At 63.8% G+C, this 18,983-nt stretch carries 18 protein-coding genes and 2 pseudogenes; 13 read left to right on the forward strand and 7 right to left on the reverse strand.

The window, feature by feature from the left end:
* Positions 1-82: 82 nt before the first annotated feature.
* The 3 genes from ACPPVR_RS03910 to ACPPVR_RS03920 all read right to left on the reverse strand — a co-directional run bounded on the left by ACPPVR_RS03910 (position 83) and on the right by ACPPVR_RS03920 (position 2,501).
* Positions 83-1,045: an acetyl-CoA carboxylase carboxyltransferase subunit alpha gene (locus ACPPVR_RS03910; protein ID WP_426612960.1), complete on the reverse strand. Its 963-nt coding sequence runs from the start codon at positions 1,043-1,045 to the stop codon at positions 83-85.
* A 320-nt stretch (positions 1,046-1,365) separates the two neighbouring features.
* Complete coding sequence (xerD, locus tag ACPPVR_RS03915) at positions 1,366-2,337, reverse strand: site-specific tyrosine recombinase XerD (RefSeq protein WP_426612961.1); 972 nt, start codon at positions 2,335-2,337, stop codon at positions 1,366-1,368.
* A 17-nt stretch (positions 2,338-2,354) separates the two neighbouring features.
* Positions 2,355-2,501, reverse strand: a complete 147-nt coding sequence (locus ACPPVR_RS03920; RefSeq protein WP_247340106.1) for a histidine kinase — start codon at positions 2,499-2,501, stop codon at positions 2,355-2,357.
* A 144-nt stretch (positions 2,502-2,645) separates the two neighbouring features.
* Between ACPPVR_RS03920 and ACPPVR_RS03925 the strand changes: the two genes are divergently transcribed.
* From ACPPVR_RS03925 to ACPPVR_RS03935, 3 genes are read left to right on the forward strand one after another with little or no spacing between them, the layout of a single operon-like run.
* Positions 2,646-3,272, forward strand: coding sequence for a shikimate kinase (locus tag ACPPVR_RS03925; protein ID WP_426612962.1), 627 nt, complete (start codon positions 2,646-2,648; stop codon positions 3,270-3,272).
* Positions 3,269-4,417, forward strand: coding sequence for a 3-dehydroquinate synthase (aroB, locus tag ACPPVR_RS03930; RefSeq protein WP_426612963.1), 1,149 nt, complete (start codon positions 3,269-3,271; stop codon positions 4,415-4,417). The genes ACPPVR_RS03925 and aroB overlap by 4 nt, the downstream gene beginning before the upstream one ends.
* A gap of 30 nt (positions 4,418-4,447) precedes the next feature.
* Positions 4,448-5,752 (forward strand): HlyC/CorC family transporter, encoded by a 1,305-nt coding sequence (locus ACPPVR_RS03935; RefSeq protein WP_426612964.1) that lies wholly within the window; start codon positions 4,448-4,450, stop codon positions 5,750-5,752.
* 40 nt (positions 5,753-5,792) lie between these two features.
* Here ACPPVR_RS03935 and ACPPVR_RS03940 read toward each other — a convergent pair whose 3' ends face one another.
* Complete coding sequence (locus tag ACPPVR_RS03940) at positions 5,793-6,062, reverse strand: BolA family protein (protein ID WP_426612965.1); 270 nt, start codon at positions 6,060-6,062, stop codon at positions 5,793-5,795.
* Between the two features lie 165 nt (positions 6,063-6,227).
* On the opposite strand from ACPPVR_RS03940, the gene ACPPVR_RS03945 reads away from it, so the two are divergent.
* Positions 6,228-6,866, forward strand: a complete 639-nt coding sequence (locus ACPPVR_RS03945) for a J domain-containing protein (RefSeq protein WP_426612966.1) — start codon at positions 6,228-6,230, stop codon at positions 6,864-6,866.
* Positions 6,867-6,941: 75 nt separating this feature from the next.
* Here the strand turns inward: ACPPVR_RS03945 and ACPPVR_RS03950 are convergent.
* Positions 6,942-8,037 (reverse strand): annotated as a pseudogene (locus tag ACPPVR_RS03950) (citrate synthase/methylcitrate synthase).
* A gap of 76 nt (positions 8,038-8,113) precedes the next feature.
* On the opposite strand from ACPPVR_RS03950, the gene ACPPVR_RS03955 reads away from it, so the two are divergent.
* Positions 8,114-9,343, forward strand: a complete 1,230-nt coding sequence (locus ACPPVR_RS03955) for a citrate/2-methylcitrate synthase (RefSeq protein ID WP_426612967.1) — start codon at positions 8,114-8,116, stop codon at positions 9,341-9,343.
* On the opposite strand, the gene ACPPVR_RS03960 is transcribed toward ACPPVR_RS03955, so the two are convergent.
* On the reverse strand, positions 9,340-10,296 hold the full coding sequence (locus ACPPVR_RS03960) for an IS481 family transposase (RefSeq protein ID WP_426612209.1): 957 nt from the start codon (positions 10,294-10,296) through the stop codon (positions 9,340-9,342). The two genes, ACPPVR_RS03955 and ACPPVR_RS03960, sit on opposite strands and share 4 nt — an antisense overlap.
* Before the next feature lie 396 nt (positions 10,297-10,692).
* Between ACPPVR_RS03960 and ACPPVR_RS03965 the strand changes: the two are divergent.
* From ACPPVR_RS03965 to ACPPVR_RS03980, 4 genes and pseudogenes are all read left to right on the forward strand, one after another.
* Positions 10,693-10,908 (forward strand): annotated as a pseudogene (locus ACPPVR_RS03965) (SUMF1/EgtB/PvdO family nonheme iron enzyme); the annotation flags it as partial.
* A gap of 348 nt (positions 10,909-11,256) precedes the next feature.
* The gene (locus ACPPVR_RS03970) at positions 11,257-12,228 is read left to right on the forward strand and encodes a TAXI family TRAP transporter solute-binding subunit (RefSeq protein ID WP_426612968.1); all 972 of its coding nucleotides are present in this window, start codon (positions 11,257-11,259) and stop codon (positions 12,226-12,228) included.
* Positions 12,221-12,577 carry a hypothetical protein gene (locus tag ACPPVR_RS03975; RefSeq protein WP_426612969.1) on the forward strand — a complete coding sequence of 119 codons (357 nt, stop codon included), beginning with the start codon at positions 12,221-12,223 and terminating at the stop codon, positions 12,575-12,577. Before ACPPVR_RS03970 ends, ACPPVR_RS03975 begins: the two co-directional genes overlap by 8 nt.
* 223 nt (positions 12,578-12,800) lie before the next feature.
* Positions 12,801-13,559, forward strand: coding sequence for a hypothetical protein (locus tag ACPPVR_RS03980; RefSeq protein ID WP_426612970.1), 759 nt, complete (start codon positions 12,801-12,803; stop codon positions 13,557-13,559).
* Between the two features lie 37 nt (positions 13,560-13,596).
* Here the strand turns inward: ACPPVR_RS03980 and ACPPVR_RS03985 are convergent, their stop codons facing one another.
* The gene (locus tag ACPPVR_RS03985; protein WP_426612971.1) at positions 13,597-14,277 is read right to left on the reverse strand and encodes a DedA family protein; all 681 of its coding nucleotides are present in this window, start codon (positions 14,275-14,277) and stop codon (positions 13,597-13,599) included.
* A gap of 297 nt (positions 14,278-14,574) precedes the next feature.
* Between ACPPVR_RS03985 and cobS the strand changes: the two genes are divergently transcribed.
* From cobS to ACPPVR_RS04005, 4 genes are read left to right on the forward strand one after another with little or no spacing between them, the layout of a single operon-like run.
* Positions 14,575-15,573, forward strand: coding sequence for a cobaltochelatase subunit CobS (gene cobS / locus ACPPVR_RS03990; RefSeq protein ID WP_426612972.1), 999 nt, complete (start codon positions 14,575-14,577; stop codon positions 15,571-15,573).
* Between the two features lie 17 nt (positions 15,574-15,590).
* On the forward strand, positions 15,591-16,001 hold the full coding sequence (locus ACPPVR_RS03995; protein ID WP_426612973.1) for a GNAT family N-acetyltransferase: 411 nt from the start codon (positions 15,591-15,593) through the stop codon (positions 15,999-16,001).
* Complete coding sequence (cobT, locus tag ACPPVR_RS04000; RefSeq protein ID WP_426612974.1) at positions 15,998-17,902, forward strand: cobaltochelatase subunit CobT; 1,905 nt, start codon at positions 15,998-16,000, stop codon at positions 17,900-17,902. The genes ACPPVR_RS03995 and cobT overlap by 4 nt, the downstream gene beginning before the upstream one ends.
* On the forward strand, positions 17,899-18,960 hold the full coding sequence (locus ACPPVR_RS04005) for an esterase-like activity of phytase family protein (RefSeq protein ID WP_426612975.1): 1,062 nt from the start codon (positions 17,899-17,901) through the stop codon (positions 18,958-18,960). Before cobT ends, ACPPVR_RS04005 begins: the two co-directional genes overlap by 4 nt.
* Positions 18,961-18,983: the final 23 nt, after the last annotated feature.

Consider the following 18,983-nt stretch of genomic DNA (forward strand, 5'->3'; position numbering starts at 1 on the left):
AAGGGTTAATGCGGGGTTACCGGGCCACCAGTGGTGGGTTACGCCTTCGGCTAACCCACCCTACGGTCCGAAACGGCCCGAATCAGCCCAGTTTGCGGCCGATATCGAGAAATTTCTGCCGGCGCTGCTTGCGGATGGCGTCCCTGTCCAGGCCGCGCAGCTCGTCGAAGGCCTTGGCGATGGCCTCGCCCGTGGTGGCGATCATGGCGGCGGGGTCGCGGTGGGCGCCGCCGACCGGTTCTTTCAAAATGCTGTCGATCACCCCGAAGCGGAGCATGTCCTGGGCGGTGATCTTCATGTTGTTGGCGGCTTCTTGGGCCTTGGTGCCGTCGCGCCAGAGGATCGAGGACGCCGCCTCCGGCGAGATCACGCTGTAGATCGCGTGCTCCAGCATCAGCACCTTGTTGGTCGTGGTGATCGCAATGGCGCCGCCCGACATGCCCTCGCCGGTGATGACCGCGACGTTGGGCACGCCCAGCGCCATGCAGGCGTCAGTCGAGCGCGCGATCGCCTCGGCCTGGCCGCGTTCTTCCGCGCCGATGCCGGGATAGGCGCCGGCGGAATCCACGATCGACAGCACCGGCAGGCCGAAACGCTCGGCCATCTCCATCAGCCGCACCGCCTTGCGATAGCCTTCGGGCCGCGCCATGCCGAAATTGTGCTTGATGCGGCTGTCGGTGGAATCGCCCTTTTCCTGGCCCATCACGCAGATCGCTTCGCCGCGGAAACGGCCGAAGCCCGCGACCAGCGCCTCGTCCTCGCCGAACTTGCGGTCGCCGGCGAGCGGCGTGAATTCGGTGATCAGGCCCTTGATGAAGTCGGAGAAATGCGGCCGCTGCGGGTGCCGCGCGACCAGCGTCTTCTGCCACGGCGTCAGGTTGGTATAGAGGTCGGCCAGTGCCTGCGCCGCCTTGTCCTCGACCCGCCCGATCTCCTCGGCGATATCGGAGCCGGAGGCCGCTAACGTGCGCAATTCGTCGAGCTTGGAATCGAGCTCGGCGACGGGCTTTTCGAAATCGAGATAGCTGCGCATCTGGTCTGGCATCAACTCAATATAGGGGGACGGAGCGAGGACGCGAAGCGGGCTTGGCTTCTCGTAAAGAAGTGTAGCTTCTTCAAGGGGTTGACCTGTGCGCTCTTAGGGAGCGCGCCAAATCACGAATAAGGCCACGGCTCTTTCTGCGGAGATGTGGCCGAAGTCAAGGCGGTTTCGCCCTCCACTGTCGTCCCGGCGAAGGCCGGGACCCATAACCACAGGAAGGAGTTTAGCGAAGACTCGTAGTGATGCGGTCTTCTCGCTGTACTGACACCGCCCGTCACAGATTGATCACGCGGTATGGGTCCCGGCCTTCGCCGGGACGACATTTACTTCTCCGCCAGCGGATGCAGGTCGCGCACCAGGCTCTTCAGCCGCTCCTCGACGACATGGGTATAGATCTGTGTGGTGGAGATGTCGGTGTGGCCGAGCAGGGTCTGCACGATGCGCAAATCCGCACCGTTGTGCAGGAGGTGACTGGCAAAGGCGTGGCGCAGCACGTGCGGGGAGACCAGCCGGGCCTGGAGGCCGGAGGCAACCGCGAGCTCTTTCAAATCGCGGGCAAAATGCTGCCGCGTCAGATGCCCGCTCTCGCCGAACGAGGGAAACAGCCACTTCGAGGCAGCGAGGCTGCTCTTCTTCTCGGTCTTCGCAGCCTCGGTCGCCGCGAGATAATCCGCCATCGCCTGCCGCGAGGCCTCGTTGAGCGGCACCAGGCGTTCCTTGTCGCCCTTGCCGCGCACCACGATCATGCGGGCGTCACGCTTGGCCGCCGTGCGCGGCAGCGCCACGAGCTCCGAGACGCGCAAGCCCGTCGCGTAGAGCACCTCCAGCAGGCAATACAGCCGCAGATTCCGCAGCCGCTGCGACGACGAGGCGTCTGCGGCGTCGCTCATCTCCTTGGCGCGTGTCAACATGCGGTCGACATCCGCGATCGACAGCACCTTTGGCAGGCCGCGGCCGCGCTTGGGGCCGGACAGGATTGCGGCGGGATCCTCAGTGCGGATGCGCTCGTTCAGAAGAAAGCGGAACAGGTGCCGCATCGCCGACAGCCGCCGCGCGACGCTGGAGGATTTGAAGCCTCGGGTGTCGAGATCGGCAAGATAATCGCGCAGCGTTTGCGTCTCCGCATCCGCAAAGCTGTGACCGGCGCGGCCTAAAAAATCCGAGAAATCGGTGAGGTCGCGGCGGTAGGCATCGAGCGTGTTGGGGCCGGCGCCCTGTTCCGCCGCGAGCATGTCGAGGAACAGGCCGGTGAGCTTGGTGTCAGAGGGCTTGCTGGCAGAAGATTTGGCACGCATGCCCCGGAGCCTAGCTCCTATTTCTTGAGAAATTTATCCGCAGGGATCGTCACCGTCATTTCCCGTGGTTTTGGATTGACGAAATTCGCCAGCGCGAAGACCACGCCATAGACGATGCCGGCAATCACGGCGACGACCGTCAGGAAGCGGAACAGGCTGGGCATCGGGTAAGGTCTCGGCGAGCGAATTAACCAATGAAATCATCCAACATGTTCGCCGTTTCGTGGCAAGAGTCCTCTGGCGAGGGAAGCTCGGGGGGTAGTATAGGTGGCCGGATGCCGCATTTGGCGGCAGATCGAGCGAGGGACATGTCCGACGCCGCGTTGCCAGCACCTGCTTCCCCTGAGGCCGATATCCTGTCGGCACTCGGGACGCGTTCGATCGTGCTGGTCGGCATGATGGGCGTTGGCAAATCCACCATCGGCCGCCGCTTGGCGGCGCGGCTGCATCTGCCCTTCATCGACGCCGATACCGAGATCGAGGCGGCGGCCGGCATGACCATACCGGAGATTTTTGAACGCCATGGCGAGCGGCATTTCCGCGACGGCGAAGCGCGGGTGATCGCGCGTCTGCTGGACGGCGAACCGGTGGTGTTGGCGACCGGCGGCGGCGCCTTCATGCGCGAGGAGACCCGCGCACGGATTGCGGCCAAGGCGATCTCGATCTGGCTCAAGGCGGATCACGACGTCATCATGCGTCGCGTGCGCCGCCGCGCCGATCGTCCGCTGCTCCAGACCGCCGATCCCGAAGGCACCGTGACGCGCCTGCTCACCGAACGCGAGCCGGTCTACAGCAATGCCGATCTGACGATTGCCTCGCGCGACGTGCCGCATGACAAGATCGTCGAGGAGACCATCGAGACGCTGCGCGGCCATCTCTGCGGCCAGGCCGCCGCATCCGAGCCACCAGCCGACGTCGCGAGTGCGTTAAGATGACTGCGCCTTTGAAACATTCCGATTCCGTCATCGTCGACGTCGCACTGGGCGATCGCGCCTATGATATCGTCATCGGCCGAGGCGTCCTGCAATCGCTCGGCGCGCGCGTTGCGGCGTTGGGCCCCGGTGTCCGCACGGCGATTGTCACCGACCGCACCGTCGCAAAATACTGGCTCGAGCCGGCCGAGGCGTCGCTCGCTGCGGCGGGCATCCCGACGTCGCGAATCGTCGTCGAGGAAGGCGAGATCTCCAAGACCTATGCCGGCCTGACAAAGGTCAGCGAGGCCCTGATTGCCGCCAAGATCGAGCGTAACGATCTCGTCATCGCGCTTGGCGGCGGCGTGGTCGGCGATCTCGCCGGCTTTGCCGCCGCAATCCTGCGCCGCGGCGTCGATTTCGTGCAGGTGCCGACCTCGCTGCTGGCGCAGGTCGATTCCAGCGTCGGCGGCAAGACCGGCATCAACTCGCCGCAGGGCAAGAATCTGCTCGGCGCCTTCCACCAGCCGGTGCTGGTGATCGCCGACACCGCCGTGCTCGACACGCTGTCGCCGCGGCAATTCCGCGCCGGCTATGCCGAGGTCGCCAAATACGGCGTGCTTGGCGACGAGGCCTTCTTCACCTGGCTCGAGACAAACCACGCCGACATCGTCAAGGGCGGCTCCGCGCGTGAGCACGCGATCGCGACCTCCTGCCGCGCCAAGGCCGGTGTCGTCTCGCGCGACGAGCGCGAGACCGGCGAGCGCGCGCTGCTCAATCTCGGCCACACCTTTGGTCACGCGCTGGAAGCCGCGACCGGCTTCTCCGATCGCCTATTCCACGGCGAGGGCGTCGCGATCGGCATGACGCTGGCGGCGCAGTTCTCGGCCAGGCTCGGCATGATCGGCGAGGCGGATGCCGCGCGCGTCGAGCGCCATTTGGTCGAGGCAGGCTTGCCGACGCGCTTGCAGGATATCGCCGGCTTCGCGCAGGAAGGTCTGGCCGACGCCGACGCACTGATGGCACTGATGGCGCAGGACAAGAAGGTCAAGCGCGGCAAGCTCACCTTCATTCTGCTGGAGGCCGTGGGGCGCGCCGTCATCGCGAAGGACGTCGAGCCGGCTCCGGTGCGCGACTTCCTCAAGGAAAAGCTCGCTCTCAAGGCGTGATTGCGCGGCTGCATAGCTGTTGAGTGATTCATGGACTGGCTTGGCTTCACCATCGTCGTCATCTGCCTGCTTGTCTCCGGCTTCTTCGCCGCGAGCGAGACCGCGCTGACCGGTGCCTCGCGCGCCAGCATGCTGCGGCTCTCCAAGCAGGGTAATCGCGACGCCGACGTCGTCTCGCAACTGCTCGACATGCGCGAACGCCTGATCGGCGCGCTGCTGCTCGGCAACAACATCGCCAATATCAGCGCGTCCGCGCTCGCCACCAGCATCTTTACCGGTTGGTTCGGCGATGTCGGCGTGCTCTATGCCACCGGCGTGATGACGGCACTGGTCGTGATCTTCGCCGAGGTGCTGCCCAAGACCATCGCCATCAACGCGCCCGACCGTATGGCGCTGGCGGTGGCGCGCCCGATGCGGCTGACCATGTATGTGCTGGGGCCGCTGCTGAGGATCGTCGAGGTCATCGTGCGGCTGTTGATGCGGCTGTTCGGCCTGGCCGGCGAGCACCAGGCGATCCTGTCTCCGACCGAGCGCTTGCGCGGCGCGGTCGACCTGTTGCACCACGAGGGCAAGGTCGAGAAACAGGACCGCGACATGCTCGGTGGCCTGCTGGATTTGCGCGAGCTCCAGGTCTCCGACGTCATGATCCATCGCACCGAGATGATGATGATCAACGCCGATTTGCCGCCGGAGGAGCTGGTGCGCGAGGTGCTGGCGACCGAATACACCCGCATCCCGCTGTGGCGCGAGAAGCCGGAAAACATCATCGGCGTGCTCCACGCCAAGGATCTGCTGCGCGCGATCCGCGCGGCGGACGGCGATACCTCGCGCATTGATGTCTCCACCATCGCGCTGCCGCCCTGGTTCGTGCCGGAGATGCGCCCAGTCTCCGAACAGTTGAAGGCGTTCCGCCGCCGAAAAACCCATTTCGCGCTCGTCGTCGACGAGTACGGCGAAGTTGAAGGTCTTGTGACGCTGGAAGACATCCTGGAAGAGATCGTCGGCGACATCTCCGATGAGCACGACGTCGTGGTCGCCGGCGTGCGCGCCCAGCCGGACGGCTCGGTCGTGGTCGACGGCTCGGTGCCGATCCGCGATCTCAACCGCGCCATGGACTGGCGCCTGCCTGACCAAGAGGCAACGACGGTCGCCGGCCTCGTCATTCACGAGGCGCAATCGATCCCCGACCGCGGCCAGAGCTTTACCTTCCACGGCTTCCGCTTCCGCGTCCTCCGCCGCGAACGCAACCGCATCACCGCGCTCCGTATTTCACCGGTGCCGCGCGACGCGGAACTGGAGGAAGCCAGGCCGAAGCGGGCCGGGACGTCGTTTTGATTTCGCTTACCCTCCCCCACCAGGGGAGGGTAAGCGCAGATCACCCTTCCCCCGGCGCCTGCGCGTGAATGGCGAGCGCATGCACGCTGCCGGAGAGTTCCGCGGCCAGCGCCGAATTTATCATGCGGTGGCGATCGACCCGGCTCTTCCCATTGAAGGCTTGAGACACGATATAAACGCGAAAGTGCGTCTCGCCGCTCGGCCGATGGCCGGCATGGCCCTCATGCAAATGTGACTCGTCGACGACCTGCAGGCTTTCCGGCGTGAAAGCTTCCTGCAACTTGTTGCTGATAATGTCTTTGGTAGCCATGTTTGCCATTAAGGTGCGCGATCGCACTCCGTCAATGCCGATAGGCTGCCTTGGCGGCCGTTCTTGAGCGATAGGCCGCCTTGGCGGCCGTTCTTGAGAACGGGTTTTGTCCTAATTGCAATGTCAAGACTTGAAGGTTTTTGCATTGCGTAGTCAAAGTTGGTCATGCCGATCGATTCATCAAAGTTCTTCGACTCCATCCGGGTCAAGCCGAAAGGCAAGCAGCCGGACGTGAAGCCGCGCGACACCGTGGTCAATTGCGAATGGACCGGGTGCCAGAACAAGGGCGCGCATCGCGCGCCCAAGGGCCGCGATAATTCGCGCGAGTACTGGCACTTCTGTCTGAACCATGTGCGCGAGTACAACCAGAACTACAATTTCTTCTCCGGCATGAATGCCGACGCCGTCGCGCGCTACCAGAAGGATGCGCTGACCGGTCACCGTCCGACTTGGAAGATGGGCGCCAATGGCGGCGTCAAGAAGGGCGCGGAGGCCGAGATCGACGGCGCCTTCGATCCGTTCAGCATGTTCGCGGAACTCAACGGCCGCACCGGCTGGCGCAAGGGTCCGGAGGCCGCCCAGCCCAAGGTCGAAACCCGCAAGGTGATGAATGCCGAGCGCAAGGCGCTCCAGGTCATGGGCCTCGGCCCCAGTGCGACGCTCGCCGACGTCAAGTCCAAGTACAAGGCGCTGGTGAAGCAGCACCACCCCGACGCCAATGGCGGCGACCGCTCCACCGAAGACCGCCTGATCGAGATCATCAAGGCGTATAATTATCTGAAGACGGTGGTGCGGGAGGCGTAGGGCCTCTCACAACGCTCTCTGGCGTCGTCCCGGCCTTCGCCGGGACGACATTTTGTTTTGTTGCGCCACCGCGCATCATTCCTTCGGCATCGCCCCCACGTACGACGAACTAGGCCGTATCAATCGCCCCGTCCGCTGCTGCTCGCGCGCATGCGCAGTCCACCCCGCTGCGCGCGCCACTGCGAAGATCGGCGTGAAGGCCTGCCTTGGAATCGCCAGCGCATCGAGCAGGATCGCGGTGAAGAACTCGACATTCGTCTCCAGCGGCCGGTCCGGATTTTTCTTGCGCAAGGCTGCTCGGATATAGGCCTCGACCTCGCCGGCGAAGGGCAGGTCGGCGCCGTCAGCCGACAACCGCTCGATCGCGGCCTTGAGCACATCGGCGCGCGGATCGCGCACGCGATAGACGCGATGGCCAAAGCCCATCAGCCGCTCGCCGCGTCCTAGCGCCGCATCAACCCATGGCTGGGATCCGCTCGCTGGAGCCGATCGCATCGAGCATTTCCAGCACAGGCTCCGGCGCGCCGCCATGCAACGGACCCGTCAGCGCGCAATAGCCGGCGGTGACGGCGGCAAACAGGTCGGCTTGTGTGGACGCCACCACACGCGTGGTGAAGGTCGAGGCGTTCATGCCGTGATCGCAGACCGTGACGAAATAGGCATCCAACGCCGCGACCTCGCGCGGCTCGGGCGATGAGCCGCGCAACATCCGAAGCGTATCGGCGGCGTGGCTCGCGTTGGGGTCGGGCGCAACGGGATCGAGCCCCTTGGCGCGGCGGACCAGCGCACCCGCAATCACCGGGAACGCACCGACGATCGTCGCTTCATGCTCGAGGCCGTTCTCCGCACGCAGCCCCGCGACCGCCGCACGAAACCCGTCGACGACGCTCATCCCGTGCGTTGACGGCAGCAGGTCGGCGAGCCGTGCAAAGGCGCGCTCGCGCGCCGCGCCCAGGTTCGCGCGCACATTGGCTTCGCTCAGTGTGCTTCCGGTCGCGCCGTTCCAGAGCCGGGCGGTGACGCCCTCGAAACTCGACTGGCTCGCGAGGGTGCCGACATGCTCGCCGGCGATGATCAGCTGGCCGCGCTCGCCGTCGACATGGCTCAGCACGGTTTCGGCCGCGGGAACGCCGTCCAGCCCGATCTGGCTTTTGGTGAGGTGGATGTTCATGGCCCAAATCTCCTTGTTCACGGTATGAAAATCGGGCCTCTGGACAGATTGATCAATCTTGATTACATAAATCAATATGAATAATTCCGAGGAGCTCTACCTCTCCGCCCGGGAAGCCGCCGCCGAGCTCGCGATCTCGCCGGCCACGCTCTACGCCTATGTCAGCCGCGGCCTGATCCGCTCCGAGCCGACGCCGGATTCGCGCAAGAACCGCTACCGCGCCGAGGACGTCCGTGGACTGAAGGAGCGCCGCGTGCCGTCACCGGAACCGCGCGGCCTGCGCAGCTTCGATGCCGATTTGCCGGTGATGGATACGGAGATCTCGACCATTACCGAGGACGGCCCGATCTATCGCGGCGTCAACTGCGTCGATCTTGCCGAGAGCGACACGCTGGAGCACACCGCGACGCTGCTCTGGGATGTGTCCGGCGTCGATCCGTTTGCGCCGGACAATTGTCCTGCGGTCTCCGACGAGATGCGCATGATCGCCGAGGCTGCGCGCCGCGCCGCGCCGATCGACCGCGCCATTGCGGTGCTGGCGCTCGCGACCAGCGCGGATTCGCGTGCCTTCACCCGCGCGCCCGAGGGCCGCGCACTGGTCGGCGCCCGTATCGTACGGCTGCTAGTTGCGACCATGCTCAATGCAGAGCCGTCATCCGAGCCGCTGCACCAGCAGATCGCGCAAGCCTGGGCGCCGGACAATAAGCATGCCGGCGATCTGATCCGCCGCGCGCTGGTGCTGCTCGCCGACCACGAATTGAACGCCTCGACCTTCACCGCGCGCTGCGCTGCATCAACAGGGCTCAATCTCTATGATTCCGTCATCGCCGGCCTCGCCGCGCTGAAGGGGCCGAAGCATGGCGGCGCCGGCGTGCTGGCCTCGCAGCTCGTGAAGACGCTGATCGACCGCGATGTCGCGCCTATGGTGCGCGAGCGCGTCGCACTCGGCGAGCGCTTTGCCGGCTTCGGCCACGGCGTCTACAAGCGCGGCGATCCGCGCGCGCAATCGCTGCTGAACGCGCTGACCCGCGCCGGCGCGCCGCGCAAGTTCACCCGCGAGGTGCCGGAGCGGATCGTCGAGGCGACCGGCGAGCTCGTCAATATTGACTACGCGCTCGCGGTGCTCGTCCACGCGCTGCGCTGTCCCGCCGGCAGCGAGCTCGCGCTGTTCGCCATGGCCCGCAGCGTCGGCTGGATCGCGCATGCCAGCGAGCAGTTGCAATTTGGGAAGCTGATTAGGCCACGGGCGCGGTATGTGGGACCTGCGCCGGGGCGGCGGACGGTGGTGGCGGAATTCAAGCCCTAGGTGTGGAGCCTCAAGAGGTTGTCCCCGGTCAAACCGAGCCTGCTGATCGGCGTTTGAGATTTTATACCACCGTGGGGTCGGTGCCAGTTGTATTGGTGCAGCCAGATCGGCAGCTGTTGGGCGCGCCGATCTGATGTTGGATACGCTTTGGCGTAAGCCCATTCCCGAAGTGCGGTCTGGATGAAGCGCTCGGCCTTGCCGTTTGTTCTCGGCGTGTAAGGCTTGGTGCGGATGTGCTTGATGCCCAGGTCCCCGCAAGCATCGCGGAAGGCGAAGGACTGATAGCAACTGCCATTGTCGGTCATGACGCGCGTAACGGTGACGCCGAGGCTTTTGTAATAGGCCACAGCTGCCTTGAGAAAGGGAACAGCGCTGTCCGCCGTCTCGTCAGGCTTGATCTCGGAGAAGGCGACGCGGGAATGGTCGTCAATGCAGACGTGGACGAAATCCCAGCCGGCGCCGCGGCTCTTGTTCGGACCACTCGGATCGCCGGTGATGCGGTGGCCGACACGCTGGAAACGCCCGAGCTTTTTGATGTCGATGTGAATGATCTCGCCCGGGGTCTCGCGCTCGTAGCGGCGTTCCGGCTCGGCCGGCTGCAGATCCCGTATCCGGTTCAAGCCCAAACGGCGCAGGACACGGCTGACGGTGGCCGGCGACACCTCGACCTCGGCTGCGATCTGCTTCCCGGTGTGGCGCTGCCGGCGCAAGGCCTCGATGACCGTGCACGTGGCTGGCGGGGTTTGGCTCGGCGATGAATGGGGTCTGGAGGAGCGATCACGCAACCCTTCCACACCTTCTGCGCGGAAGCGCTTGACCCACTTGGCGACGGTCTTCGGTGTCGTGTTGAACAGGTCAGCTGCGTCGGCCTGGCTCAGCCCGCCCTCCACCACGCTTCGAACCATCGCCTCTCGACCTTTGGGTGTCAAAGGCGCATTCTTGTGGACGTTCATCTGGTCTCTCCTTGGAACACTGAAGCTTCGCAACCTCAGCTTCCTCGGTTCAGACCAGATGGACAACCTCCTGAAAGACCACACCTAGGGCGTCTACTCGCGCATGCGGGATGCCGGCTTCCAGCGGCGACGTCGCCGGGCGACGGGTTTTCTCGCGATGCATACGTCGCGCGTTGTGTCTCGGTCGCACCCATGATCGGTCGAGAGTGAGCGATTTTCCCAGGTCGTTCGAGAGATGGATTGGACGAAGTGAAAACGCATCACTTCGTTCCGGGATGAGTGGGGTTAGCTATCCAACCACTCATCGTCATATACCTCAGCGAGGCTGACCATTATCGCGCTTGCTTCCCCATCGTGTGGGGCGCAATGTCCGGTAGCAAACAATCGTCCGAACCTTTGAAAGCGTGCTGCATTCCAGAAAATCCGCGCGGCGGGATCGAGGGAGACAGCTGCGACCCCCGCCAGCCCCAACACAGAATTCCCCGCAAGGTGGTCAAGGGCGGCTCGCATTTATGCGCGCCAAACTACTGCCGGCGTTATCGGCCGGCGGCGCGCCACGCACAGCCGGTCGACACGTCGATGAGCCATGTTGGCTTCAGATGCATCATCTGAGTGGGCGACAGACCCTGCGTTCCCGATCCTGCACTTCGGCTATTGAAGATCCCGCAGGAGGATTGTTCTATGCCGCGACAGTGACCATGACGCGCGTCGACCTGACACCGAGATCAGCAAGCCAGCGGGTAAAGGATTGAAACGCCGCGATTTGCTGTTGAGCGGTAGTTCGCTCGTCGCAGCCTCCGCGGGCTGGACCATTGTCGACGTGAAGAATGACTGGAGCCGCGTATTCTCGTTCGAAGGAGGGACGACCGGCAAGTGACCGGGAAAAGAAATGGTCATGAGGTGAACCAATAAAGCCGGCGGTGCGAGCGCTTGATCGGCTATCGCGCAGGGGAGACGCGTATGACCTCGCTGAATCTGCCACTCTGGCTTCGTTTTGTCCTGCTGGTCGGGGTGGTTGGTCTTGCGGCAGGCGCCAGCCTGTTCGCCTATCGGTACTATACGCGCCCGGTGACCCTGAGCGTGGCGGTCGGCTCGATTGACGGCGAAGCTGCCAAGGCGATGTCCGCCATCGCAAGCCGCCTTGTTGCGACCAACGCACCGGTTCGTCTCAAGGTTATCGACAGCGGCACAGCGCTAGAGGCGGCCAATGCGTTTTCGACAGGCAAAGTCGACCTAGCCGTAGTTCGCGGCGATGTCGGTGACCTGTCACAAGCGAAAGCCGTGGTCGTCGTGAGCCACATGGTCGTCCTCATCGTTGCGCCGCCGGGTTCGGCCATCGACAGCATCGACAAATTGAAAGGTCGGCGCATCGGCGTGATCGGTGGCGAAGCCAATGCCAAAGTCATTGATGTGCTGAGCAAGGAATACGGACTGGACCGACAGAAGACGTTCAAGGACATCCCTTTGACGGATGCCCGGCGAGCCATCCAATCCAAGGAGGTCGCCGCAGTGCTCGTCGTGATCCCTTTGGCCGAGAAATATCTGTCGTTGGTGCGAGGCTTTTCCCAGCAGGGACCAAAAGCATTGCCGATCCTGATCGCAATCGATTCCGCTGCGGCAATCGCGGAAACCGAGCGCGCCTATGAGAGTTTTGACGTCCCAAAGGGCACCTTGCGAGGAGCGCCGCCGGTCCCGGACGATGACCTGACAACCTTGAGGACTTCACTCTATCTGGTTGCGAACAAGAAGCTTGGTTCCGATCTGGTCGCCACGCTCACCCAGACAATCATGAGCGTGCGCAGGGAACCTTCTGGCAGAGGATCCGATTTTCGCACAGATCACCGCGCCCAGCACGGATCAGGATGCGTATCTTCCGCTGCATCCCGGAGCGGCAGCCGTCTACAATGGCACCCAACAGAGTTTCATGGATGAATACGGCAACTGGATTTACCTCACGCCGATGATCCTGGGAGGCGCTGCGACTGTGCTCGCCGCGGCCTGGAAATTCCTAGGACTTGGGAGCTCGAAAAGCGAGGGTCCGCTGGATTCGCTCTACGCGCTCGGGCGCCGTATCCGAAAGGCCTCTACCGAGGCCGAGTTGTCGGATATCGAAGAAGAAATTGATGGCATTCTCAAAGCGCAGCGGGCCCGATCCGCGGCCGGTGACGAGAGCGCCGTGGACGACGCGACCCTGAATGTCGCAGCCCATCGGCTGGAAAGTCTGATTCACGATCGGCGAACGATGCTTGCCGAGAAACCTTCCGTCGCTTCCGCGGCTTGACCGACAATCCGAGGAGAACGGTCATGTACCCTGATTGTCTGTGTGGCGTTCGCACCACGCGCTTTGGCGCAGAGCTCTCCCGCGATCACCGAGGAAACCGCGCACGCCATCGGCGTCGATCGACGTTGGTCCACAAGTAAGCGGTCAGCAATGGCCGTTAGCCGAGCCGCCTATCCAGTGCAGAGCACCGTGTCAGCCGCCAAGAGGCAGAGCGAGCACAAAAATGAACGATCTGACGATCTCGCTTCTTGTGTTCGCCGTGATATTTGGCGGCGCCCTGATCGGCATGGTCGTTCGACCTTTCCTGTCGGAGCATCATCAGACTGCGGACTCCAGGGAAGTCGTGAAGATGACGACGAGCCTGATCGGCACCTTGGCGGCGCTCGTGCTGGGTCTGCTGATCGCGTCTGCGAAGAATTCGTTCGATCAGAAGACTAATCAGGTCAGGCAAATGACCGCGACCATCATCCTTCTGGACGATCTGCTCATGCGATATGGCCCGGAAGCAACCCGTCTGCGAAACCTTCTGCGCCAGGGCATTCAGCCGCTGGCCGATCGCATCTGGCACGAGGAAGAGATGACGGCTGGCAGGCCCGTTCGGTTCGAATCGAGTGTGGAGTCATCCGCGTTTGAAATTGAACTGGGGCGGCTGTCGCCAAGCAATGACCTCCAGCGATCGCTGCAATCTCGGGCCACCCAGGCCTTCACGGAAGCCGCGCAGATTCGACTGCAGCTGTTTGCGCAAACCAGCGGTGCGATTCCAACGCCATTCCTGGTCATTCTGGTGTTCTGGCTTGGCGCGATTTTCGTCAGCTGCACCTTGTTTGCACGAACCAATCTGATCGTGATGATGTCGCTGTTGGTGTGCGCGCTGTCGTTTGCCGCCGCGATCTTCTTGGTTCTGGAGTTGAGTGATCCCTTCACAGGACTCATGGGGATATCAAGCGCCACGCTGCGGAGCGCGCTATCACCGCTTAATTAAGCCCAAGAAGCGGACACGGCATGCCTTCCTCGGCTGATCACATTTCTGAGCTCACGCCCTGGGCCCGAGGCTTTGCCGGCACTGTGCCGCCCCCATGCCTCCGGCGGATGGTCCAGGCCGCCAGCCCCACGACGATCGCCACGCCAAACACGCTGAACATCCAGATGTGCTTGCCGACATGTTCATCGTGCGGCAGGCCGGCATATTTGTGCAACGCCGACACCGCCAGTACTCCGGGCAGCACATGCACGGGCGCCCAGACCAGGATCGCCGGGATGTTGATGGCGTAGAACCGCGCGGGCGGCATGCCGACCGCACCGGCCGTGACCGGGACGAACGCGCGGATCGGCGGCACGAAGCGGGCGAAGAACACGGCCCAGGTGCCGAAGCGCTGGAAGAAGTTTTCGCTCTCCTCGACCACGCGCGGATAATTGGTCAGCGGCCAGGTGTTGAGGATTTCGCGCTGCTGCTTGTGCCCGATCCAATAGGCCGAGCCGTCACCGATGACGGCGCCGACCGCGGCGGCCAGCAACACCCATTGCAGCTTGAGCTCGCCGCCCGGAACCAGGGCGCTCAGCGCCAGGATGATGGTCGAGCCCGGGACCACCGATCCCACCACCGGAACGGCTTCGAGAAGCGCCGCCAGGAACAGGGTCAGATAGGCCAGCCACGCATGGGCCGAAACGAAGGATATGAGGGGATCAAGGAATGACGTCACGTCGTCTCTGTGGTGGGTGGGGGCATTCGGGTTCAGTCCCTACATAAGTAAGACGAGGCGGTAAAAGTGCCATTGGCATGGGCAGCGCCCGCCTCCAGGTACGAAATTCAAGCGTGATTCGCAGGGCAGCCTTCCAAAAATCGCGTTCCTTGCCTATCTAAATGAAAAGACAACGGAACTTTGATTGGGGCACGGGCTTCTGCCCGCACGTTGTCTCTGCTAGGTTCGCAGCCGCACCCAGCCGCAGCCAACGTGCAAATAACTGGTCTCGGGACCGCCCGTGGCCTCGGAGGATTGATGACGACCGCCGCTCTGTCCAAAGTTGAGGAAGTTTCCGGTTTGCCCGACATGAAGGTGTCGGTGCGCCAGGTCTTTGGGATCGACACCGATCTCGAAGTGCCGGCCTATTCCGAAGTCGATCCTCATGTGCCCGAAGTTGACGCCGACTATCGTTTCGACCGTGCCACCACGCTTGCCATTCTCGCCGGTTTCTCCAGGAACCGTCGCGTCATGGTGACCGGCTATCACGGCACCGGCAAATCCACCCACATCGAGCAGGTCGCGGCGCGCCTGAACTGGCCCTGCGTGCGCGTCAACCTCGACAGCCACATCAGCCGTATCGACCTCGTCGGTAAGGATTCGATCGTGGTCCGCGACGGCAAGCAGGTCACCGAATTCCGCGACGGCATTTTGCCCTGGGCGCTGCAGCACAACATCGCGCTGGTGTTCGACGAATATGACGCCGGTCGCCCCGACGTGATGTTCGTGATCCAGCGCGTGCTGGAAGTGTCGGGCCGCCTGACGCTGCTCGACCAGAACAAGGTGATCAAGCCGCACCCGGCCTTCCGCATGTTTTCGACCGCCAACACGGTCGGCCTCGGCGATACCTCGGGCCTCTATCACGGCACCCAGCAGATCAACCAGGGCCAGATGGACCGCTGGTCGATCGTCACCACGCTGAACTACCTCGCCCATGATGAGGAAGTGGAGATCGTGCTGGCGAAGGCCAAGCACTATCGCACCACGGAGGGCCGCGACATCGTCAACAAGATGGTCCGCCTTGCCGATCTCACCCGTAACGCCTTCGCCAATGGCGATCTGTCGACGGTGATGAGCCCGCGCACGGTGATCACCTGGGCGGAAAACGCCGACATCTTCGCCGATATCGGCTTCGCCTTCCGCGTCACCTTCCTCAACAAGTGCGACGAGCTCGAGCGTCCCCTGGTCGCCGAGTTCTATCAGCGCTGCTTCAACGCGGAGCTGCCGGAATCGGCGGTCAACGTGGCGCTCAGCTGATCCCAGATAGCCGAACAATGGCCACCATCACCGTCGAGCGCACCATTGGGACGACCAAGAAGGCTGTGCTTGCCGGGCTCGGCGCCTATAACGACGAGCAGTTTGGGAAGCAGAAGTTCAAGAGTGTCGCGGTCTCGCTGAAAGACCGCGGCAAGATTGTCGGCGGCATCGTCGGGCATCTCTGGGCGACGGTTCTGTTCATCCAGTACTTCTGGATCGACCAGAAGCAACGCGGCAAGGGTTTCGGGACGAAGCTGATCGCGGCGATCGAGGACGAGGCAAGACGGCAGGGCGCGATCCAGGCCCATGTCGACACGATGAGTTTTCAGGCGCCGGGCTTCTATCGTTCCTGCGGGTACGAGGAATTCGGCACCCTCAAGGGCTACCCCGGCGGGGTGACACGCCACTCGTTTACGAAGTCGCTATGAGCACATCATCCAACTCAAAATTCCGTAACACCAAGGAAGCGCCGACCGAGCCTTTCAAGCGCTCGGTGGCGTCATGCCTGAAGGCGATCGCCAAGTCGCCCGAGCTCGATGTCAGCTTCGCGGCCGAGCGCCCGGGCCTTGCGCCCGGCAAGGCGCGGCTGCCGGAGCCGGCGCGGAAAATGACGAAGCGCGATGCCGCGATCGTGCGCGGCCACGCCGATTCCATCGCGCTCAAGATCGCCTGTCATGATGCCAAGCTGCATCGCAAGCTGATGCCCGGCAATCCGCAGGCGCGCGGCGTGTTCGAGGCGGTCGAGCAGGCCCGTGTCGAGGCGATCGGAGCGCGCCGCATGGCGGGCGTTGCGAAAAACCTCACGGCGATGCTCGACGATCACTTCCATCGCGGCAAGTTCGACGAGATCACCGACCGCGCCGATGCGCCGCTCGCGGACGCACTGGCGATGCTGGTGCGCGAACGGCTGACCGGGATGGCGCCGCCGACGGCGGCCAAGAAGGTGGTCGATCTCTGGCGGCCCATTCTGGAAGACAAGATCGGCAAGCGGCTCGACCGGCTCGATGGCCTGGTCGAGGACCAGACCCGGTTCGGCGATGCCGTACATGATCTGCTCTCGGCGCTCGAGCTCGGCGACGAGCGCAATGCCGACAGCGAAGACAACGACGAGAACGACGAGAACCGCGACGGCGACAACGATCAGTCCGGCGCCGAAGGCTCGCCCGATTCCGATGCCGCCCAGGAGATGAGCGCCGACCAGGCGCAGGCGAGTTCGGAAGAGATGAGCGAGAGTGCGATGGAAAGCGCGCAGGCCTCGACCTCTGACACGTTCGACGACGGCGAGCTTGGCGACGACGAGACGCCGGGCGAGGCGACGCGTCCGAACTCGCACGGGAAGAACGAGCCGCGCGGGCCGGAATATCACGCCTTCGCGCCGAAGTTCGACGAGGTGATCGCCGCCGAAGACCTCTGCGACCATGACGAGCTGGAGCGGCTGCGCGCTTATCTCGACAAGCAGCTCGCGCATCTGCAGGGCATCGTCGCCCGTCTCGCCAACCGCCTTCAGAGGCGCTTGATGGCGCAGCAGAACCGCGCCTGGGAGTTCGACCTCGAAGAGGGCATTCTGGATCCCGCGCGGCTGTCGCGCGTGGTGACCGATCCCTATCACCCGCTGTCCTTCATGCACGAGAAGGAGGCGACGTTCCGCGACACCGTGGTGACGCTGCTGCTCGACAATTCCGGCTCGATGCGCGGTCGCCCGATCACGGTGGCGGCGACCTGCGCCGACATTCTCGCCCGCACACTGGAGCGTTGCGGCGTCAAGGTCGAGATTCTCGGCTTCACCACGCGCGCCTGGAAGGGCGGGCAGTCGCGTGAAGCGTGGCTTGCCGCCGGCAAGCCGGCCAATCCCGGCCGTCTCAACGATCTCCGCCACATCATCTACAAATCGGCGGATGCGCCGTGGCGTCGTGCGCGGAAGAATCTCGGCCTAATGATGCGCGAGGGGCTGCTGAAAGAGAACATCGACGGCGAGGCGCTGGACTGGGCGCACAAGCGTCTGCTCGGCCGGCCCGAGCAGCGCAAGATCCTGATGATGATCTCGGACGGTGCGCCGGTCGACGATTCCACGCTGTCGGTCAATCCCGGCAACTATCTCGAGCGGCATCTGCGCCACATCATCGAGGAGATCGAGACCCGCTCGCCGGTCGAGCTGATCGCGATCGGCATCGGCCATGACGTCACGCGCTATTATCGCCGCGCGGTGACGATCGTGGACGCCGAAGAGCTCGGTGGCGCCATCACCGAAAAGCTCGCCGAACTGTTCAGCGAGACCAACACCGCGCCGACGCAACCGGCAAACCGTCCGCGACGCAAACTGCATTCGTGAGCACGCTACCGTCCCGCCGCAGCTTCCTTGGCCACGCGGCGGCGGGATTTTCCACTCTCGCATTTGCTCGATACGCGCAGGCGCAGCCGGCGCCAAAGTCGGCGCAGCCCGAGCACGCGGTCACCGAACCTGCCGGGATCGAGGTCAACGCGCGGCCGATTCCGTTCTTCGAGCCGCGCGACCGGTCGCGCACGCGCTTCGGTCAGCTCGTCTATCGCAGCGGCCTGGTGCTGACCTCGCCGCATCGCGGTTTTGGCGGCCTGTCCGGCCTCCGCTTCCTCGACACCAGTGGCGAGCGTTTCCTCGCGATCTCCGACCAGGGCACCTGGTTCACCGGCAGCATCCGCTATTCCGGCGGCAAGATGGTCGGGCTCGACGACGTCGAGGCCGCGCCGCTGCTCAATGCCGAGGGGCGACCAATCACGGAGAAGCGGCTCTGGTACGACACCGAGTCGCTCGCGCGCGATGGCAATCTCGTCTATGTCGGCCTCGAGCGCGTCAACCAGATCATGCGCTTCGATTTCGCCAAGGGCGGCACGCGTGCCCGCGGCGAGGTGTTGCCGACGCCGCCGGGGTTGCGAAAACTGCCGTACAACAAGGGGCTCGAGGCACTGGTTTTCGTGCCAAAAGGCCAGCCGCTCGCGGGCACCTTGATCGCGATGTCGGAAGGCGGCTTCGATGTCGACGGCAACCTGATCGGATTTTTGATCGGCGGGCCGTCGCCGGGCCAGTTCAGCATCCGCCGCACCGACAAGCAGTTCATCAGCGACGCCGTGCTGCTGCCCTCGGGCGCGCTGCTCATCCTCGAACGCAAATTCTCCTGGTTCACCGGCATCAACATCCGCATCCGTTCGATACCCTTGAAGACCATCGCGCCCGGAGCGGTGGTCGACGGCCCCGTGCTGTTCGAGGCGGATCTCGGCCACGAGGTCGACAACATGGAAGGCATCGACGCCCACGTCACGCCCGAAGGCGAGACCGTGCTGACGATGGTGTCCGACGATAATTTCTCTTTGCTGCAGCGGACGCTGCTGTTGCAGTTCACGCTGGTGGAGTAGGTTGAACGTCGGCTCCCCGTTGC

The organism is Bradyrhizobium sp. McL0616, from assembly GCF_049993385.1.
GTDB lineage: Bacteria > Pseudomonadota > Alphaproteobacteria > Rhizobiales > Xanthobacteraceae > Bradyrhizobium.

Excerpts from the sequence above, each read along its gene's own strand:
- ACPPVR_RS03910 (WP_426612960.1), bottom strand. The coding sequence starts at position 1,045 with ATGCCAGACCAGATGCGCAGCTATCTCGATTTCGAAAAGCCCGTCGCC.
- xerD (WP_426612961.1), bottom strand. The coding sequence starts at position 2,337 with ATGCGTGCCAAATCTTCTGCCAGCAAGCCCTCTGACACCAAGCTCACC.
- ACPPVR_RS03920 (WP_247340106.1), bottom strand. The coding sequence starts at position 2,501 with ATGCCCAGCCTGTTCCGCTTCCTGACGGTCGTCGCCGTGATTGCCGGC.
- ACPPVR_RS03925 (WP_426612962.1), top strand. The coding sequence starts at position 2,646 with ATGTCCGACGCCGCGTTGCCAGCACCTGCTTCCCCTGAGGCCGATATC.
- aroB (WP_426612963.1), top strand. The coding sequence starts at position 3,269 with ATGACTGCGCCTTTGAAACATTCCGATTCCGTCATCGTCGACGTCGCA.
- ACPPVR_RS03935 (WP_426612964.1), top strand. The coding sequence starts at position 4,448 with ATGGACTGGCTTGGCTTCACCATCGTCGTCATCTGCCTGCTTGTCTCC.
- ACPPVR_RS03940 (WP_426612965.1), bottom strand. The coding sequence starts at position 6,062 with ATGGCTACCAAAGACATTATCAGCAACAAGTTGCAGGAAGCTTTCACG.
- ACPPVR_RS03945 (WP_426612966.1), top strand. The coding sequence starts at position 6,228 with ATGCCGATCGATTCATCAAAGTTCTTCGACTCCATCCGGGTCAAGCCG.
- ACPPVR_RS03955 (WP_426612967.1), top strand. The coding sequence starts at position 8,114 with ATGAATAATTCCGAGGAGCTCTACCTCTCCGCCCGGGAAGCCGCCGCC.
- ACPPVR_RS03960 (WP_426612209.1), bottom strand. The coding sequence starts at position 10,296 with ATGAACGTCCACAAGAATGCGCCTTTGACACCCAAAGGTCGAGAGGCG.
- ACPPVR_RS03970 (WP_426612968.1), top strand. The coding sequence starts at position 11,257 with ATGACCTCGCTGAATCTGCCACTCTGGCTTCGTTTTGTCCTGCTGGTC.
- ACPPVR_RS03975 (WP_426612969.1), top strand. The coding sequence starts at position 12,221 with ATGGATGAATACGGCAACTGGATTTACCTCACGCCGATGATCCTGGGA.
- ACPPVR_RS03980 (WP_426612970.1), top strand. The coding sequence starts at position 12,801 with ATGAACGATCTGACGATCTCGCTTCTTGTGTTCGCCGTGATATTTGGC.
- cobS (WP_426612972.1), top strand. The coding sequence starts at position 14,575 with ATGACGACCGCCGCTCTGTCCAAAGTTGAGGAAGTTTCCGGTTTGCCC.
- ACPPVR_RS03995 (WP_426612973.1), top strand. The coding sequence starts at position 15,591 with ATGGCCACCATCACCGTCGAGCGCACCATTGGGACGACCAAGAAGGCT.
- cobT (WP_426612974.1), top strand. The coding sequence starts at position 15,998 with ATGAGCACATCATCCAACTCAAAATTCCGTAACACCAAGGAAGCGCCG.